General features: G+C 58.5%; 18 protein-coding genes, 1 pseudogene and 1 riboswitch. Of the genes and pseudogenes, 11 read left to right on the top strand and 8 right to left on the bottom strand.

The features are described 5' to 3' along the window. Positions 1-460 precede the first annotated feature (460 nt). The 4 genes from aztD (at position 461) to AAE029_RS35705 (ending at position 5,051) form a co-directional block, all read left to right on the top strand. Positions 461-1,678 carry a zinc metallochaperone AztD gene (gene aztD, locus AAE029_RS35720; RefSeq protein WP_371077677.1) on the top strand — a complete coding sequence of 406 codons (1,218 nt, stop codon included), beginning with the start codon at positions 461-463 and terminating at the stop codon, positions 1,676-1,678. A gap of 38 nt (positions 1,679-1,716) precedes the next feature. Further along, positions 1,717-1,953: riboswitch (cobalamin riboswitch) on the top strand. 247 nt (positions 1,954-2,200) lie between these two features. Continuing rightward, a complete protein-coding gene (locus AAE029_RS35715) occupies positions 2,201-3,250 on the top strand; it encodes an ABC transporter substrate-binding protein (RefSeq protein WP_371077676.1) in 1,050 nt (349 codons plus the stop codon). A gap of 74 nt (positions 3,251-3,324) precedes the next feature. Beyond that, positions 3,325-4,290 (top strand): FecCD family ABC transporter permease, encoded by a 966-nt coding sequence (locus AAE029_RS35710; RefSeq protein ID WP_371077679.1) that lies wholly within the window; start codon positions 3,325-3,327, stop codon positions 4,288-4,290. Continuing rightward, a complete protein-coding gene (locus AAE029_RS35705) occupies positions 4,287-5,051 on the top strand; it encodes an ABC transporter ATP-binding protein (RefSeq protein ID WP_371077675.1) in 765 nt (254 codons plus the stop codon). Before AAE029_RS35710 ends, AAE029_RS35705 begins: the two co-directional genes overlap by 4 nt. A gap of 154 nt (positions 5,052-5,205) precedes the next feature. Here the strand turns inward: AAE029_RS35705 and AAE029_RS35700 are convergent, their stop codons facing one another. After that, positions 5,206-6,195 (bottom strand): alpha/beta hydrolase family protein, encoded by a 990-nt coding sequence (locus AAE029_RS35700; protein WP_371077674.1) that lies wholly within the window; start codon positions 6,193-6,195, stop codon positions 5,206-5,208. A 157-nt stretch (positions 6,196-6,352) separates the two neighbouring features. Here AAE029_RS35700 and AAE029_RS35695 point away from each other — a divergent pair, with 157 nt between their 5' ends. From AAE029_RS35695 to AAE029_RS35685, 3 genes are read left to right on the top strand one after another with little or no spacing between them, the layout of a single operon-like run. Continuing rightward, positions 6,353-6,679, top strand: coding sequence for a PadR family transcriptional regulator (locus tag AAE029_RS35695; RefSeq protein WP_371077673.1), 327 nt, complete (start codon positions 6,353-6,355; stop codon positions 6,677-6,679). Continuing rightward, a complete protein-coding gene (locus AAE029_RS35690) occupies positions 6,676-7,248 on the top strand; it encodes a DUF1700 domain-containing protein (protein ID WP_371077672.1) in 573 nt (190 codons plus the stop codon). The genes AAE029_RS35695 and AAE029_RS35690 overlap by 4 nt, the downstream gene beginning before the upstream one ends. A 34-nt stretch (positions 7,249-7,282) precedes the next feature. After that, on the top strand, positions 7,283-7,990 hold the full coding sequence (locus AAE029_RS35685; protein ID WP_371077671.1) for a GIN domain-containing protein: 708 nt from the start codon (positions 7,283-7,285) through the stop codon (positions 7,988-7,990). A gap of 265 nt (positions 7,991-8,255) precedes the next feature. Here the strand turns inward: AAE029_RS35685 and AAE029_RS35680 are convergent, their stop codons facing one another. Beyond that, positions 8,256-8,648, bottom strand: coding sequence for a winged helix-turn-helix transcriptional regulator (locus AAE029_RS35680; RefSeq protein ID WP_371077670.1), 393 nt, complete (start codon positions 8,646-8,648; stop codon positions 8,256-8,258). Positions 8,649-8,790: 142 nt separating this feature from the next. Between AAE029_RS35680 and AAE029_RS35675 the strand changes: the two genes are divergently transcribed. Both AAE029_RS35675 and AAE029_RS35670 read left to right on the top strand, forming a co-directional pair. Then, positions 8,791-9,783, top strand: coding sequence for a zinc-dependent alcohol dehydrogenase family protein (locus AAE029_RS35675; protein WP_371077669.1), 993 nt, complete (start codon positions 8,791-8,793; stop codon positions 9,781-9,783). 329 nt (positions 9,784-10,112) lie between these two features. Continuing rightward, entirely contained in the window at positions 10,113-10,997 is an 885-nt protein-coding gene (locus tag AAE029_RS35670) for an amino acid ABC transporter substrate-binding protein (protein WP_371077678.1), read from the top strand. Positions 10,998-11,007: 10 nt separating this feature from the next. Here AAE029_RS35670 and AAE029_RS35665 read toward each other — a convergent pair whose 3' ends face one another. Together AAE029_RS35665 and AAE029_RS35660 are read right to left on the bottom strand one after the other, a co-directional pair. Further along, complete coding sequence (locus tag AAE029_RS35665) at positions 11,008-11,445, bottom strand: CAP domain-containing protein (RefSeq protein ID WP_371077668.1); 438 nt, start codon at positions 11,443-11,445, stop codon at positions 11,008-11,010. 134 nt (positions 11,446-11,579) lie between these two features. Next, positions 11,580-12,167, bottom strand: a pseudogene (locus AAE029_RS35660) (GGDEF domain-containing protein). A 683-nt stretch (positions 12,168-12,850) separates the two neighbouring features. Here AAE029_RS35660 and AAE029_RS35655 point away from each other — a divergent pair. Further along, positions 12,851-13,231 (top strand): MerR family DNA-binding protein, encoded by a 381-nt coding sequence (locus AAE029_RS35655; protein ID WP_371077667.1) that lies wholly within the window; start codon positions 12,851-12,853, stop codon positions 13,229-13,231. 7 nt (positions 13,232-13,238) lie between these two features. Here the strand turns inward: AAE029_RS35655 and AAE029_RS35650 are convergent, their stop codons facing one another. After that, positions 13,239-14,441 (bottom strand): MFS transporter, encoded by a 1,203-nt coding sequence (locus AAE029_RS35650; protein ID WP_371077666.1) that lies wholly within the window; start codon positions 14,439-14,441, stop codon positions 13,239-13,241. A gap of 145 nt (positions 14,442-14,586) precedes the next feature. Beyond that, a complete protein-coding gene (locus AAE029_RS35645; RefSeq protein ID WP_371077665.1) occupies positions 14,587-15,327 on the bottom strand; it encodes an SDR family NAD(P)-dependent oxidoreductase in 741 nt (246 codons plus the stop codon). Positions 15,328-15,497: 170 nt separating this feature from the next. Here AAE029_RS35645 and AAE029_RS35640 point away from each other — a divergent pair, with 170 nt between their 5' ends. Further along, entirely contained in the window at positions 15,498-16,043 is a 546-nt protein-coding gene (locus tag AAE029_RS35640) for a TetR/AcrR family transcriptional regulator (protein WP_371077664.1), read from the top strand. A gap of 114 nt (positions 16,044-16,157) precedes the next feature. Here AAE029_RS35640 and AAE029_RS35635 read toward each other — a convergent pair whose 3' ends face one another. Then, entirely contained in the window at positions 16,158-16,877 is a 720-nt protein-coding gene (locus tag AAE029_RS35635) for an SDR family oxidoreductase (protein WP_371077663.1), read from the bottom strand. A 61-nt stretch (positions 16,878-16,938) separates the two neighbouring features. Further along, positions 16,939-17,550, bottom strand: coding sequence for a TetR/AcrR family transcriptional regulator (locus AAE029_RS35630; RefSeq protein ID WP_371077662.1), 612 nt, complete (start codon positions 17,548-17,550; stop codon positions 16,939-16,941). Between the last annotated feature and the right edge of the window lie 387 nt (positions 17,551-17,937).

The raw sequence follows: 17,937 nt of genomic DNA, 5'->3' as shown, positions 1-17,937 counted from the left end.
CAATGCCACCTTTATAACCCTTGACCACAAACTCCTCATGTGAGGGAGGTTGGGGGAGCGTCAACGCCAGACAACATCCCCCAGGCCCAATCGAATCCCGCGGCGCAGACGCCGTCGGCTGAGCTGACTTGATGAGGGCAGAGAGGCGCATCCCGGCCCTGATCCTCGGCTAAGCCGGCAGTCGTGTCCTCGCACTGCCCTTCATAGATCCCCGCCAGAGCGTTTCAGCCTTCATGGAAGCGCAGAACCGCTCTAACTTTCTATTTTTTACGCAATTCCGGACGGAAAACCGCGTTCCGCACCTTTCCTGGAATTGCTCTAGCTCATGCATCAACACGGACAACCTCCGGAAAGCTCACATCTGGCACCTCAAGTTCTAGATTGCGGACCGAGAGACTGGACAGGGTTCGGCAACTTTGATAGCAGACGTAATGTTATTACATATCAAAGGAGAATTTCCATGATATCCAGATCGACAATGGTCGGAAGTATTGCGGCGGCAGGCATTTTGACGGGCTCGGCTTATGCCGAAGAGGAAAGGCAGGCATGGCGTCTGTTCGTTGCCGATCATACCGCTCCGATAGCTCGGTCATTCGATGCTATGACGGGAAGGCAGACTGGCGAGTTCGGGTTGAAGGGATATGCTGCGCTCTCCGCCAGCGGTTCCGGCCGGACCGTTTTTGCCGTCCAAACCGAAGCCGATACCGTCCAGGCGATCAAATCCGGCGTGACGCTTTCCGACCATGGCGAGCATCGCGATCTGGAAATGTCCGAACCCGAGCTGCTACAGGTTGCCTTCGACGGGAAGCGACCGGTCCACGCCGTCATGCATGGCGACGACGTGGTGCTGTTTTACGACCGGGAGGGCAAAGCGAGGCTTCTCTCCGAAGAAGGAATCCTTACGGGCGAGGCGCACCAAAGGACCATCGATGCGACGGCGCCGCACCATGGAGTCGCCGTCCCCATGGGAGAGAACATGCTTGTTTCCGTTCCCGATACCAAGGCGGAGACGAAGCCGGATGAACTGCCGCCGCGTCTCGGTCTGCGCGTTCTCGATGCGAGCGGCGGGCAGATCGGCGAGGTGGAACCCTGCTCGGCGTTGCACGGGGAGGCCTTCTCGGCGAGGCTTGTCGCCTTTGGCTGCGAAGAAGGCGTCCTGATCGCGCGTCCCGGCAAGCAGGGGACCGTGCAACTCAAAATGCTGGAATATGGCGAAGCACTGCCGAAGGGAAAGGTCACCACCTTGCTCGGCAGCAAGGCCATGCAGTTCTTCCTGGGCAATTACGGCGAAGACAAAATTGCCCTGATCGATCCCGAAAGCGCCGAGCCTTACCGCCTTGTAGACCTGCCGACCCGACGCATCGATTTCGCACTCGATCCTGCGCGCATTAAGAACGCCTACGTGCTCACCGAAGATGGGCAATTGCATGTCATCGATATCCTGAATGGGAAAATCCGCGTATCGGCGACGGTCACCGAGCCCTACAGCAAGGACGGCCACTGGCGCGACCCACGCCCCAGGCTTGCGGTGGCCGGCGATGAGGTTGCCATCACCGATCCCCGCCATGGCCTCGTTCGGATGATCGACATCGACACGATGAAGGAGGTCCGCACCATCGCGGTCGAAGGGCAGCCCTTCAGCATCGTCGCCGTTGGGGGATCCGGGACCGTCCATTGACCGCTTGCCTCCCGCGGCTTGACGCGACCGTCGCGCTCGGCGTAACTGAGCGCGACGGTTCCCCGATGACGACTCAGAAGGGATTAATAGGGAACACGGTGCGGACGACCCAAGAGGGACCAAGACCGTGGCTGCCCCCGCAACTGTAAGCGGATTGCCGATCATCCCCGTGGCGCGAGAGCGCCATGCCACTGTGAGCTTAAGCCTCACGGGAAGGCAGATGAACCGGCGCATATCCGCGAGCCAGGAGACCTGCCGTCGAAGAGAGATCCAATTGAACGGGCGGGGTTGCCCGGAACAGGAGACGACATGATTTCTTTTGACGCCATTTTCAGGCGCAGACCCGCCCGCATGAGACGGACCGGATCCTCTTTTTCGACAAAAGATAATCGCTAGCGCGTCTGCCAGTAATCTGGTGGCACAGCTACCGGCACCGCCGCCGATTGAGCGAGCATTTCCCATCAACACCGGAGCGATCGATCCGCAAAGCGGACACGCCTCCGATTTTCAGTGAGCATTGCCATGTTTCCCCATCCTATTATCCGCAAATCCTTGCCGCGCGCCCTGACCTTCGCCCTTGCGGCGCTCGCTTTCGGGGCAGGCTCGTCGGCTACGTCCGCGGCCCCGACGGTCTATCCTCTGACCATCACCAATTGCGGCCGGTCCGTCACCTTCGAGAAGGCGCCCGAGCGGGTCGTGTCGGTCGGCCAGGCCATGACCGAGATCTTACTGTCGCTCGGTCTTGCCGACCGCATCACCGGAACCGCAGTCTGGTTCAGCCCTGTCCTGAAGCAGTTCGAGGCGGAAAACAGCAGGATCAAACGGCTTGCGGACAATGATCCGAGCTTTGAGTCCGTCGTCGGAACTGATCCCGAACTGGTTGCCGCAGAGTTCGAATGGCATGTCGGTCCGAACGGCTCGGTTGGCAGTTATGATCAGTTTTCGAAGCTCGGGATCAACAGCTATGTTGCGCCGGCCGATTGCGCCGCCAAGGACAATTCCGTCGGCGGGGACGGTGTCCGCAAGGAAATGCTGAAGACCGACCTCATCTATCAGGAAATCGCCGAGCTTGCGCAGATCTTCGACGTTCAGGATCGGGGCGATGCCCTGATCGCAGGCTTGAAAGAGCGTGAGGCCAAGGCGATCGCCTCGGTTGCCAATGCGAAGGCGAAGGGCATTCCCGTCGTCTTCTGGTTCTCCAGCAAGGAGGTGGACGGCGAGGCCTATATGGCCGGACGGAACGGAGCGCCCGCCTATATCATGCAGACCCTCGGCGCAAAGAACGTGATCACCACGAACGAGGAATGGCCGATGGTCGGATGGGAAACGATTGCGGGCCTCAACCCTGACATCATCGTCATTGCCGCCATGGACCGCCGTCGCTATGCCGCCGACGATCCGGCGATCAAGGTGAAGTTCCTTAAGACCGATCCGGTCGCAAGCAAGATCGATGCGGTGGAAAAGAAGCATATCATTGTGATGGACTCGCAGGCGATGAGCCCGTCGATCCGCATTGTCGACGGCATCGAGACATTGGCGGAAGGCATCCGGAAATTCGGGCTGGCCCAGTGAGCATCGCAACAACCACGCAACGAAGCGGGTGGGGCGCCTTTGCCGCCCTGTCCGCACTCTCGCTGATCGCCCTGATGCTGGCGATCAGCCTCGCGGTGTCGATCGGCGAAATCGTCATCCCCTTGCAGACGACCGCGGAAGCAATCGCCAATCGGGTCTTCGGTGCGACCTTCACGATCAAGCCGATCCATGAGGGGATCATCTGGGACTATCGCCTGAGCCGGGCGCTGGTTGCCGCGAGCTCCGGTGCGGCGCTTGCGCTGACGGGCGCCATCCTGCAAGCGCTGCTTCGAAATCCCCTTGCCGAACCCTACGTGCTCGGCATCTCGGCGGGTGCTTCGACCGGCGCCGTCGCCATCATGATCCTCGGCGTCGGGGCCGGGGTCATGACCCTTTCGACCGGCGCCTTCATCGGCGCAGTCGCAGCCTTCGTTCTCGTCTCTCTGCTTGCGGCGGGCGCGGGCGGCGGCGCCGACCGGATCATTCTGGCAGGGGTTGCCGGTTCGCAGCTCTTCAATGCGCTCACCTCCTATATCGTCACGACCTCGGCCAATGCCGAGCAGGCAAGGGGCGTGATGTTCTGGCTGCTCGGCAGCCTCAGCGGCGTTCGCTGGCCGGACGTCTTTCTCGCCATGCCGGTTGCCTTTGCCGGCTTCCTCATCTGCATGTTTCATACCCGCGCGCTCGACGCCTTCACCTTCGGCAGCGATTCCGCAGCTTCACTCGGAATTCCGGTCAGGCGCGTGCGCATTGTCCTGCTCGCCCTGACGGCGCTGATGACGGCCACAATGGTCAGCATCGTCGGCTCGATCGGTTTCGTCGGCCTGGTCATTCCGCATGCCGCGCGCTTCCTCGTCGGTCCCGGACATGGCCGTCTGCTGCCGACAACGGCGCTGATCGGCGCGATCTTCATGGTGCTCGCCGATATCGTCTCGCGCACCATCGTCGCGCAGCAGGTCCTGCCGATCGGTGTGGTCACGGCACTCTTCGGCGCGCCGGCTTTCGCCATCATTCTCTACAAAGCCAGGAGGGCGGTTTGAGCATTTCGATCGAGGATGTGCGGTGGGACGCAGGCGGCGCGATGATCGTCAACGGCGTCACCCTGGAAATCGCCAGCGGCAGGACGCTCGGACTGCTCGGTCCGAACGGCTCGGGCAAGTCCAGCCTGCTGCGCCTCATCTGCCGGCTGCGGCAGGTCAAGAGCGGCGTGATCAGGCTCGGCGATGTCGACATCGCCAGGATCGCCCGCATCGACATTGCGCGAAGGGTTGCACTGGTCGAGCAGCAGGCGACCACGGACGCCGAGATAACCGTAAGCGACGTCGTCCGCCTGGGCCGCACGCCCCATAGAGGCGCTTTCTCGCCATGGGATCTCGCCGATGAATCGGCAGTGCGCGCGGCGCTGGAACAAGTGGGCATGACGGACAAGGCAACGCGGCTGTGGCGCACGCTTTCGGGCGGCGAGCGCCAACGCGCCCATATCGCCCGGGCGCTGGCGCAGACGCCGTCCGAACTGCTCCTCGACGAGCCGACCAATCACCTCGACATCCAGCATCAGCTGGAGCTCCTCGACCTTGTCACGAAGCTCCCGGTCACCAGCGTCATTGCCCTGCACGATCTCAATCTGGCGGCCATGTTCTGCGACAGCCTCGCCGTCCTGCAGGGCGGCCGCGTGGTGGCCGCAGGCCGTCCCGAAGCGGTGCTGACGGAAGATCTCATTCGCGATGTGTTCGGTGTGCGGGCTCATATCGAGAAGTCGGCCGTTCATGGCCGCCATCACATCCAGTATCTGGTCGGTTGACGTTGAGGCTCGTTGATCAACGGTCGCGCCTTCGGCCGGCTTGGCTCTCGCAGCCACCTCGGCTGGATGCAGAAGCGCCTGAGGGGCGAAGCTGAAGAACCTTACGCGCAAATCTATGTTTCTCGTCACCGTCCGAAGTGTCTAGCTGCGCTTTTCAAGGCTGCCTGGCTTCCAGATGCTGGCGGAAGAATGCGACTACCGCACCATTGAACTCTCTGTGGAATTCGACACGGTCGAAGCCAGGAGCATCGATGCAGGCGTCCGAAGGTGGCCGTATTTCCGGGCAAGGTGTCAGGAATGAGAGATGCACGGCGTTGGGGACGATCCGAAAGTCGGGCCTTCCGGGCAATAGGCGGGCAAGCGTTGCGACATTTTCGGGCGACGCTCCGCCACCTCCTCCGAGTTCCGATCCCCAAAGTTGAAGAGGAATTTTGACATCCTTCACACTGTCAGTCGTTTGGAAAACGACGCTTAGCGGATCCGCTACAACCATTGCTTTGACACGAGGGTCGTGAGTCAATGACTGAGATGGTAGCTTTGGCCGTGAAGGCTGAGCTTGATTGACGGGCGAGCATCCGGTCGCTTTCGGATCCGCGCAGCGCGGCGGCAGCTTGTTGAAATCCGGGTTCGCCCCGGCGATGACAAGGCCCGTATAGCCCCCTTGGGAAAATCCATAAAAGCCGACACGCTGCGGATCGATTTTCGCGGCATCGGGGGCGGCGGCAAGCATGAAATCAATGGTTCGCTTGATATCGGCGGGACGCTCGATCAGCACGCGGAGGCCGTTTGCACGGCTCATATCCGCGTGATTGGCATGGGGATGATTGACTGCAACGACGATAAAACCGGCATCGGCAAGCGCCTCAGCGGTATCATGATGGCCGAGATACCAGCCACTGTAACCGTGCGAAATGACAATGAGCGGCAGTTTTTCGCCGACAATCGGACAATTTGGCACCGCCGGTACAGTCAGTGCTCCGATCTTCATTTCTGAGGATGCCGCCGCACAAGGCGACCACATTGCCGCATCGATGGCCGCGCCGTTCTCATCGGCCGGAATTTGAATGAATTTCAAGCCTGCAGCATGGGTCGATGGCGCGATGAGGCAGAGAGCCGCAGCAAGCGCTAAAGCGAGACGAGTCATTGAATTGCTCCATTCAGCGAGAGGTACTTACGAGTCCATTCGGTAGGAAACATCCAAGTGAAAGTGAGGAACCTACGCGTTCAGCGTGGGCTGAACACGGGGATACCTTGCATAAGCAGATAGCTTGTTATATTCAAGCTGGAAAGTTGAGGTTTTCATGGCCGACTCGATCCAAGTTCAATTGCGAAAAGGTGCCCTCGATCTTTGCGTTCTGGCCGTGCTCTCACGGGGTGAGGGCTATGGCTATGAAATTGCCAGCACATTGGTCGCGGCGGTCGGCATGGGTGAAGGCACGATCTACCCGCTGATGCGCCGGATGCAAAATGACGGCCTGGTGGCCACCCGCATCATGGAGTCGAGCAGTGGGCCGCCGCGCAAATACTATCGCCTGACGCCGTTGGGCCAGGCGGTTTTCGAAGCTCATCGCCGCGACTGGCGATCGTTTGCGGATGCCGTCGATAAACTTCTTGAGGATCTGCCATGACCAGGGATGCTTTCTTACGTGCGCTGAGATCGGGACTTGCCGGTCTGCCGCCTCAAGATGTCGACGACATCGTTGCTGACTATGCCGCTCACTTTGCCGAGTCGAATACGTCCGGCCGCGGCGAAGAAGAGGTCGCTGCCGCATTGGGCGACCCGGCCAGAATTGCCAGGGAACTACGGGCTGACGCTGGCCTGCGCCGCTTCGAAGCTCACTGGAGCCTTTCGAATCTTCTGGCAGCCACAACGGCTCTCGCCGGCCTCGCGATCGTTGACATTTTCTTCCTGCTGCCGTTGCTGATCGTCACGATTTTCGTTGCACTCGGCGTCGCGACCGCACTGTCGGCGATCGGCGCGGTCGGCGTAAAGATTGTCTTCACCACCTTCCTATTCCACCTTGGTGAACCGGTGACTGGAGTAGTAGCGCGCTTGCTCATTGGCGCTGGCCTTGTGAGTGGCCTGCTGGGTGGCGGCGCGTTGCTGCTCATTGGACTGGGCGCAGGCGTACGTTTTCTCGGCCACTATGCCAGACTCCATTTCCGCTTGGCTAAGCTGGATCACGAGCGCGTTTAGATTTGCTATGTCAACACGCTGAAGGAACCTGACAATGAGCGGAAAATTGACGATCGTCGCGACGGCCGGACTGATCGGCTCAGTTATCTTTCTAACCCTGGGTATCGGACTTTCGGGGCGAGATTGGGCCGATGCGAGGCAGCTATGGGGTGCAATGCCGTCCGCATGTGGATCCACCGCATCTACCAGACAGCAGGTTACCCTTACTTTCGCGGCTAGTGACAGTCTAATAATCGATCTGCCGGCTTCGGTCCGCTATCAGCGGGGGGACAAGGCGGAGGCTATCGTGAGCGGAGATCCCTCACTTCTCGACCATGTGCGAATGGAAGGTCACAGGTTGAGCTTGGATTGTGATCCCGGCTGGTTTGCATCCAAAATCGCTGTCAGCGTGTCGGGACCCGCGATAACTGACTGGAAGCTGCTCGGTAGCGGCGACCTAACCTTGTGGCAGATCAATCAGCCTCAGTTGCGCTTGAGTATCCGAGGAAGCGGCAGCGTCGCCGCCAGCGGCGGCGCTGATACGATCGACGTGGACATCTCGGGTTCGGGCGCGGCATGGCTCAAGGACCTGACTGCCAAGTCCGCGCAGATCAAGATCCACGGCAGTGGCGACGCGCAAATAACCGCACAGACCGATGCGGACGTCTCCATTTCCGGGAGCGGCAACGTTGAGCTATACGGCCATCCGATCCTGCGACGCTCAGAAATCAGAGGCAGTGGCCGCATCGTGCAAGCGCCATAGCATGGTATTCAATGCGTACTCGTGAAGCCTTGTTTATTATGACAAGCGCCAAGGCTGCTTTGGTCATATTGCGTAACAGATTTATGAAGGCTTTCAATTCAGATCCGAAACGTAGCGATTACCCGCCGTCGGTAAAAACTTCACAACTGAAACAATAGCTCAATCATGTTGGATATGACCGCATTGTGCCGACTACGGACGAGCGCCCCGGCTGGATTGCGCCAATTGCAGTCATGCGGCGATGAAAGGCAAAACACCTGCAAGTTCACGCAATGGACGATATTCCCGTATCTTTTTTTTGAAGATGATCGTCGCGAGCAACCAGATTGCGACGGGTCAACCATCCATGCCCCCAGTCCCGCAAACCAAGCAGGATCGGTGCTAGCGTCCGGCCTTCCTCGGTGATCGAATATTCCACCTTTGGCGGAATGACGGCGAACACCTGACGAGCGACCAGACCATCCTCTTCAAGCTCGCGAAGCTGCTTGATCAGAAGCCGCTGCGAACAGTCACCCAACTCTCGTTTCAGGGCATTGAACCGTAGAGTGCCCTTGAGCAGGTGGTAAAGGATCATTCCTTTCCACTTTCCACTGATGAGATTGAGTGCCGCGTACATCGTGCAGCCGGGTACCTCGTCGTAGTTCCGGTTCTTGTTCATACCTTGTCGCTCCGACAGTATACTTTTGACCACTATGTGCGTTTGTTTACCGTATTTTCACTTTGCATCTAGCTGCCAAATGTATGTGACCCGTCGCGCTGCCTGCGAGCACGTGATGGAAAACATGCAAGGAGAATGAAGCATGACCAGAGTCGTACGTTTTCATGAATATGGCGAACCCGAAGTGCTCCGGATCGATGACATCGAGGTCTCGGCTCCAGCCGCCGATGAAGTGCAGATCGCAGTGCGGGCTATCGGCCTCAACCGCGCGGAAGTGATGTTCCGGAAGCACGCCTATCTTCAAGAAGCTGAGTTCCCGTCCAGGCTTGGTTATGAGGCAGCGGGAACCATTAAGGCGCTTGGCGGCGGCGTGGGCGGATTTGCGGAAGGCGATGCTGTCAGCGTCATCCCGACGTTGGACATGGCCCGCTGGGGCACCTACGGCGAAGTCATCAATGTTCCGGCCCGTCACGTCACGAAGCACCCGGCCAATCTGTCGTTCGAACAGGCCGCGGCATCGTGGATGCAATATGTCACAGCTTGGGGTGCATTGATCGAGCAGGCGAAGCTTTCAGCGGGCGAGTTCGTGATTGTTTCCGCCGCATCGAGCAGTGTCGGCATTGCCGCCTTTCAGATCGCCCGCATCGTCGGCGCGACGGTGATCGCCACGACCCGGACCAGCGTCAAAGCCGAGGCCCTGCTCAATGCTGGAGCCCATCATGTCATCGCGACAGCGGAAGAAGACCTGTCTGCGCGGGTAAAGGAAATCACTGGCGGCAAGGGCGCACGTGTTGTGTTTGATGCGATCGGCGGACCGGCGATCGCGCAGCTTGCCGAATGCATGTCGGTGGGAGGCATCCTTCTGGAATATGGAGCCCTTAGCCCGGAGCCAGGACCGTTCCCACAGTTTGCCGTTCTAGGGAAAAGCCTCACGCTTAAGGGCTATCTCTATACCGAGATCGTATCCGAGGATGCCGTCCTCGAACGTGCGAAAATGTTTATCCGTGAGGGTTTGCAGTCGGGTGCGCTCGACCCATTGATCTCTCGCATCTTCTCTTTTGATCAAATTCAGGAAGCGACACATTTCCTCGAAAGCAACGAACAGATCGGAAAGGTGGTCGTCACTTTGGACTGATCCACTGCCATTCGTTGGCAATGGCCCCGCCGATTTGTCGTCGGCGCGGTCTTGGCCATGACGGCTTATGGCCCGCGAGCGGAAGATCACGGTTGGACGGAATGCGCCGCCAATAGCGGACATAACGTTACGATGTCGATAGGGCACTGTTTATCGGGCAATGCGCCATATTTAGTCGCAGAAAGCGGCACCTCGAACACCTGGTTCAAAATGTGGCAGTCAATTCCAGCGGCGCCGAGGCGTCCACAGTTGACAAATGGCGGGCAGCCCATAGTCTGCGTGTACGCCTTTGAGAACGCAACCGTTTTTCGGAGATGAGGATCATGCCTATGGCAAAGTGCATGAGACGATTTCTGCTGGCGAATCTTGCCCTTTGCCTTTCTGCTTTCGCGGCAGGCGCTGCGACGCTGGACACGCTCACCCAGCGCAGCAGCGTGCGCATCGGCTATATCGCCGATGAAGCGCCCTTCTCCTCCAGCAGGCCGGGCGCCAATCCGATGGGATATGCCATCGACCTCTGTGGCAAGATCGCCGATGAAATAGAACGTCAGGTTCCGCAACTGAAGCGCGAATACATCGAGATGACGCTCACTAACGGCTTCGATGCGGTGAAGAATGGACAGGTCGATCTGCTTTGCGGTGCGATCACCGTCAATTTGAAGAGGCGGGAAATCGTGGACTTCTCACAGCCAATCTTTCTGACCGGGGCGACTGCGCTGCTTCGCAAAGATTCGCCCAACTACCTGCAGACTCTTTTTCTCGGCAAGCCCGCTGTTCGCCCAGTTAGCCAGCATATCGCATCCACACGCGTCATCGGCGTGCGTGCAAGCACGACAACGGCAGCGACGCTGCGCGAGGCACTGGCAACCCAGGTGTCGGAAACGAGGCTTGCCGATTTCGAGACGCACGAGGACGGGCTTATCGCGCTGGAGGATCACAAGATCGATGCCTATATCGCCGATCAGGTGCTGCTCATCAGCCTGGCCATGCGGGCGCGCGATCCGTCCTCGCTCGAGATCGGCGATCGCCTGTTTACGCATGAACCCTATGCGATAGCGCTGCGCCGCGACGACGCCAACTTCCGCCTGCTGGCCGATCGTGCGTTGACGAATTTTTATGAGTCGGACGATTTTCTGCCGCTGCTGGAAACCTATTTCGGAGCGGAGGCGCCGATGCTGCACACCCAAATCATCATGGAGCATGTGCCCTATTGATATTGAAACGCTATCCACAAGCGAAAAAAGTCGCGTAATCTCCGACCACAGCAACTCCTGCGTATCGCATATCAGGTCGAAGCAAGTTCTGGTTATGGGCCCGGGAATTCCTCCATCCGGAAAAAAGATGCTGTGCATTTCGATATCTAATACCAACGTTTTCGGTACATAGCCCACTCAGTCCAGCAGCTTTGGCTTGGGCCGATCTCTGACGATAGCCATCGTGGCTGATGGTTCTCCGGGCGGCCTGGTAGCGGCTATGTTGCAGGGCCAGGGCTTTCAGCGTGGCATTTTCAGCCAGGGGAGATAGGCCGCGGCTCGTCCTGTAGGAATTGATGAGGGTCAGCGTCTGGGGGCCAAAATCGACGGCCGTGACTGGCGGTGGCGCTGCCGCACCTGCAGATCCCGAAATCAGTGCCGCAATTGCAATTATCTGTCGGATTTTCACGTCGGTTTTTCCCTCTCCTGCGCCCCCAACGGTTCGCCTGGTGTGCCTCACCCTTTAACACAATGCATGAAGGTTTCAGAAGGCGCGAGGCTTCTATGCTATGCGTGCATCTGGTTCCGGCAGGCTCGCGACAGCTACAGTGTTCCTGCCCAGGTGTTTTGCATCATAGAGCGCTTCGTCGGCCTCCTGCAGCAACTTCTCGAGCGTGGTCTCCGCCGGCACCGCCGACGCAATACCAGGCTCGCTGTCACCCAGCCGTCGCCGAGCCCCCGGTGCTGAATGCGGAGACCTTCAATCGCCGCGCGGATTCTCTCCGCCGTCGCCAGTACCCGCATAGGTTCGGGCCCCGTCAGAAGCACCAGCATTTCTTCTCCGCCAAAACGGAACACGAACGATGTCTGATCAACTGAATCGCGAATACATTGCGACACGGCACGAATGCAGGCATCGCCTTCTATGTGACCGTGCACGTCATTGAACCGCTAGAAATGGTCAATATCGAGGAGAATGGCAGAGATACTCTGTTGGCGTGTCGCACCATTCCAAAGGTCATCGCTGATCCGTGCCAGCGAGCGCCGGTTCAATAGTCCCGTCAGTTCGTCGCGTTCTGCTTTCTCCTCGAGTTGCCGATAGAGAAGACTGGCCCGCAGTTGGTTGAGAAAATTCTGTCGGTCCGTTTTTTCCAGGAAGTAGGCGCTGATCGCCAGAAAGAGCGATAACATCGAATAAACTGTGATGATGCCGAAATAGGCGACCTGGTCGAAGGCGCCGGTCAGGAATGTGGTCGTGAAATGCGATGCGGACGTCAGCGCAAGCCCCGTCAGCACCGCACGGAACCGTGGTCGAAGCGAGACCACGAAGTACAAGAACGCAGCGGAGTTGTAGGTCTGGTAGACGAAAAGATATTGGCTCGTGCTTTTCGTGGCGGGGATCATCGGTAAGGTCACGCTTAGCACGGCTGCAGTGACCGTCAGAATGTCGTAAAGGCGCGCGTTCGGCCAACGGCGGACGACAAATATGCAACCGAACACGAACGGCGTGAACATCAGGAATCGGACGACGATTAGCTCTGGCAGCACGTCCGGTACCATGGCGCTGTCGCCGAAATAGACCAGGTCGTAAATCAGCAGGCCGATTACGCACCAAATTGTAACGAGCCTCGCCCGCTCTGCCGCGTACTCCCTGAGAAACACGGTTTCGATCTCGGGCGAGAAGCGTAGAAAACGGAAGCCGCGCGAGAGCTGCCTTTCGACCTGGTCAAGCGTTACAAAGCTCACCGTCAATACTCCAACTGGGAAGAGAGGTTTACCGCAAATTAGTCGAGCAAACTGAATATTCAGCTAAAATTATAGTATTGAGGGATCTTGTTCGCGGCGCTGGCCGATCGATAAGATCGAAGCCAATCATGTCCTCATTGGCCGAACCGGCCACGTCCGCCGAGCGCCACGAGAATGTTCTGCTCATGCGCAGAGGCATCCAGCGGTTCACCCGTCCGGGGATCGCCTTCATCGCCTTTGCGCAGCGCATTGGGCTGACACTTGAGGAGATCGGGGCCGAGCTCGCCAAGTTGCCAGCCGATCACGTGCCGTCGCGTCGCGATTGGTCACGGTTGTCGGGCGAGTGGGCAAACCGCATCGACGAGCGCATAGCCGAGTTGCAGCGCCTGCGGTCCGGGCTTACCGAGTGCATCGGTCGTGGCTGCCTCTCCATCGACTGGTGCAGCCTTGCGAATCCTGCCGACGTGGCAGGACGCAAGGGGCTGAGCCCAAGGTATTGGCTGGGGTGAATTGGCCTTAGGCGTCCGTCTCTGTGCCGGCTTTGTATGCTCCCCCGACAATAACCAATGCCAAGCCGGCAGCTGCCAGCAATCCTCCCGCGATAGGGATTGCCTGATAGCCGAGGCCTAGGTTTAACACGCCGCCGCCTACAGCTGCTCCAAGTGCATTTCCGAGGTTGAATGCTCCGATATTGATGGAGGAAGCGAGCCCGGGCGCTTCGGATGCCGCCTGCATGACACGCATTTGTACCGGTGGAACGATTGCAAAGGTTGCAATGCCCCAGACAAGGAGCCCGAGCGCAGCACCTATATGGGTGCCAAGGACCAGGGGCAGGAGCAGCATTGTAATAGCTAGCGCGCCAAGAAATATCTTCGTTGCGCCATTGAGAGACCAGTCAGCCAGTCGTCCACCAAGACCATTGCCGATCGTAAATCCTATGCCGATCAGGACAAGCGCAATGGTGACAAAGTCGTCAGATGGGCCTGTGAACTCAGCGAGAACCGGCGCAACATATGTGTAGAGGGTAAACATGGCGCCTGCTCCCATCACGGTAGTCGCCATTGCAACCAGAACGACCGGCCGAGTTAGGACTTTCAGCTCTTCGATGATGTTGGGTCTTCTCCCAGCACCGCCTCTCGGCAGGGAGAGCCACAAGGCGGCAATCGCCAGCAGGCCCAGAATTGCAGTTCCGGCAAAGGACATTCGCCAGCCGATCTGATGGCCAATCCACGTGGCCGCAGGAACGCCGCCGATATTGGCGAGCGTTAAACCCATGAACATACTGGCGACAGCGCTTGCGCGCTTTTCGGGCGCCACGACGCTCGCGGCAACGATAGAGCCAAGCCCGAAGAAGGCGCCGTGGTTAAGGCTCGTCACGATACGGGCAGCAAGGAGTGTCCAGTAGTCGGGAGCCATAGCCGACAAAACATTGCCGAGGGTGAATATGCCCATAAGCAGCATCAGCGCGGTACGCTTGTCGAAGCGGCTGGCTGCCAGCGTCATGATCGGTGCAGCAACCATGACGCCAATGGCATAGGCGCTGACGAGAAGGCCTGCCGTCGGGATCGACACATTAACGCCGTCGGCGATGACGGGCAGAAGGCCCATAGGCGCGAATTCGGTGGTGCCTATACCGAAGGCACCAATTGCGAGCGCGAGAACCGGCCAATTGCGAGCGGTAGCGTTCGGCGCGCCATCCTGACAGTCTGTCGCCTTCATCTTGAAATCTCCGTTATTTGTGCCGCGGACGTCGCCTTGTTTACGAGATTGGGCAGCCTCGTCGGGGAAAGCGTTTGCTTGACGCTTCGCGGCAGGCGAAGGGCCCAGCATGCCGGACCCTCTCTTTTTCACTCTTGCGGCATCACTAGACGTTAATGCCTCCATCGACGGCCAGTTCGGCGCCGGTGATGTGGCGTCCATCCTCACTCGCCAGAAATGCGACGCTCGCCGCAATGTCGTCGGATGAGCCAAAATGCCCCAGCGCAATGCGCTGACGCTGTCCTTCCGCGGCCCCACCAGCAGCCGGATTCATGTCCGTGTCCGTCGGCCCTGGGTGGACGATATTGACAGTTGTCCCATTGCTCCCGAGGTCTCGTGCCAACCCTTTCGTCAAACCGATCAGTGCCGCCTTCGTCAGCGCATAGAGTGCTACGCCGGGACCCGGAACTCGAGTGGCGAGACAGCTGCCAATGTTGATGATGCGACTTCCTGGTCCGAGATGTGGAATGGCGGCACGACTTGCGAGAACGACAGCCTTAACATTGACGGCGAGATTGCGCTCGATGTCCTCGAGCGAAGTCTTCTCAAGGCTACCTACTTCAAAGATGCTGGCGTTGTTGACGAGGATGTCGAGGCCGCCGAACTCTGCCACTACCGATGACACTACGCCGTCAATCGCAAGATCATCAGCGTTGTCCGCGGCAAATGCGATCGCGCGGCGTCCTTTCGAGCGGATCTCTTCAACCACCCTGTTCGCAGCATCGGCTGAGCGCCGGTAGGTGACAGCAACATCCGCGCCTTCCGCTGCCAACCGCCGCGCGATCGCCGCGCCTATCCCGCGGCTGCCGCCCGTCACCAGCGCCCGTTTTCCCTGCAGTTTACCCATCGTTTGATCTCCTTCTTTAATGATCATTAAAGAAGTCATACGGGACGATTGCATGATGCGTCAAGAACAATTATTTAATGATCGTTAAAGAGAATGAGCGTTAAGAGAGGCCCCAGATGCGAACCGGAAGGCCACGCGGCTTTGATAGAGAACGAGCATTGGCAATCGCCATGGATATGTTCTGGCGAAAGGGCTTTGCCGCGACATCGATGGCCGAGCTTTGTTCAAGGCTCTCGATCGCGCCTCCAAGCCTCTATGCGGCGTTCGGCAGCAAGGAGCGCCTTTATGAGGAGTGCATCTCCTATTACATGGAGAATGTCGCACCACATATTTGGGACGGTTTTCGCAAGGCGACGACTGCTCGAGACGCCGTTGAGGCCTTCCTACGGGATTCCGCCAACGTGCTGCCGGGACAGAACAAGCCTAGCGGCTGCATGGTCACGCTATCGGACCCGCGTGGAGAGGGAAGCGAGCATCTTGGCCATTTTGTTGAGGAGGCCAGGCGGCAGGGACTTCTGCTGGTTGAGCGTAAGATTGAAGACGCTATCGCCAGCGGTGAACTAAGCAGTGACGTAAACCCGGCTGCTCTGGCGCGCTATTTTCTGAGCGTCCAGCAGGGAATGTCCATTCAAGCACGGGACGGATCAACGGCGGACGAACTCCGCGAAGTCGCCGACGCTGCAATGAAGGCTTGGCCGGCGCTTGCCCCGGGGTGATCAAGGCTTTTGACCTTGCACGAAATTCACACGTAAACTCGCGCCAAGGAAGTCTCCATGGCCGAATTCATGCATGTCACTCACATAGAGCTCGTGATTCAGGTAAAATGGCTGTTACGCAGCAGTTCTGCCGATTGATCCCCCACCATCTACGAACAGAGTTTGCCCCGTAATGAAGCTGGCCCCATCTGAGAGTAGGAAAGCAATACTTGCAGCAATCTCATCTGGTTTGCCAAGGCGCCGCATTGGGATCATCGACAGGAAATGTGCCTCTGCATCGCTTCCAACAGGCGTGTTGCGACGGAACATCTCAGTCTCTATCGGGCCGGGCGCCACCGCGTTCACGGTGATGCCTGTCTCAGCAAGTTCCATGGCCCAGGTGCGCGTGAGACTGTTGACGGCTGCCTTTGCTGCCGCATAGCCGCTCCTCAGTGCGATCCCCACCGTTACGAGGCTGGTGACATTGACGATCCGGCCCCAGCGCTTCGCTTTCAACGTGGGCAAAATTGCCTGCACCGTTTGGATTGTCGGATGGATGTTTACCCGCAGCATATCGTCCACATCCCGTAGGTCGATTTCGCCGACCGCATGGAGACGCGCCAAGCCGATATTGTTGACGATGCCATCGAACGAGTACCGCTGAGCAAGCTCGTTAAATGCTTCTCCTGATGCTCGGGTATCATCAAGGTCGATCGGCACCAACGTTCCGGGAAAGCTAGGGTCTTGTCCACGCGCTATACCGACGACATGGTGACCGGCGTCAGCAAGCCTCGTCGAAAGAGCGCGACCAATTCCCTTGCTGGCGCCCGTAATGAGAAAGGTTCGATTCGTCATAATGGGGGTCCTTTTTGGGTGAAGGCATGCATTGAATGGCAAGTTTTGCGGCGAGTGGATTTCACAGAGCGACCCCCCGCCCGAGAAGCGGCGGCAGACCGAGCAGTTGGAGCGTTTGCTGTGCTGCGCCCGTCATGAGCGCTCGCTCCGGTCGGACACGCGCCAGGACGCGGATGCCCAGAAGTACGGCAAGCAGTTGCTGTGCCGCAGTTTCGGCAGAAGACCCAAGCGGAATCTCCCCGCTCTCCTGTCCGGCGGCGAACCTGCTTCGAAAGAACTCTTCAATATGCTTCAGTTCATTGGAAATGGCTTCTCGGAAATCAGGATCGCGGGGCGATGCCTCCAGTGCAGAATTCACCAGCATGCAGCCGCGATGCATTGCGTCGCGAACGCTACGCTCGATCGTATCCTCGAAGAAACCAGTGATTGCCTGTCCAGGCGTTGAACTTGTTTTCAGTTGTGTTATCTTTTCGTGCAGCCTTGAGAGGTAGTGGTCGAGTGCGGAGCGAAATAGTCCGCGCTTGTCGCCAAATGCTGCATAAATGCTGGAGGGAGTAAGTCCGGTTCGCTCGGTCAGCTCCCGGGTTGAGGTCGCCTCAAAACCCTTTGTCCAGAATATATCGCTGGCGGCGTCCAGCACTGCCACCTCGTCAAATTCCCGCGGTCGTGCCATTTTCCTTGTCCTGACCTGTCATTATGGAGCGATTGATACATAACGCTGAGAGGCTTGTGGAACAATCGCTCCATAATGTCAAGGGTCAAGATCGTTGACCACAATCGGATCTCGAATGACTAAAGCCTGTCGCGTGAAGGTAAGTTCACGCGGATTGGTCACGCCTGAAATCGCCGCCGAAATTCAAGGTCGTCGCGCGACAGATGATGCAGAATGTCTTGAAGAGCGCGACGGCTGCCTCTAGAGGCGCGATCACTGGCGTCCAGTGAGTGGCCGAAAGCAGTATGCGCTCCTCACGACGTGCGGGCTGGAACCAGCAATCTGAGCCGTCACACGGCGGCTTTTTAGCTGGATGCCGGCCTAACTGTCTAACTGCCGTCGATCGCC

The organism is Sinorhizobium sp. CB7 (genome assembly GCF_041357635.1).
Classification (GTDB): Bacteria; Pseudomonadota; Alphaproteobacteria; order Rhizobiales; family Rhizobiaceae; genus Rhizobium.
The sequence above is the reverse complement of the archived record's forward strand: the minus strand, read 5'-3'. Positions and strand labels throughout refer to the sequence as shown.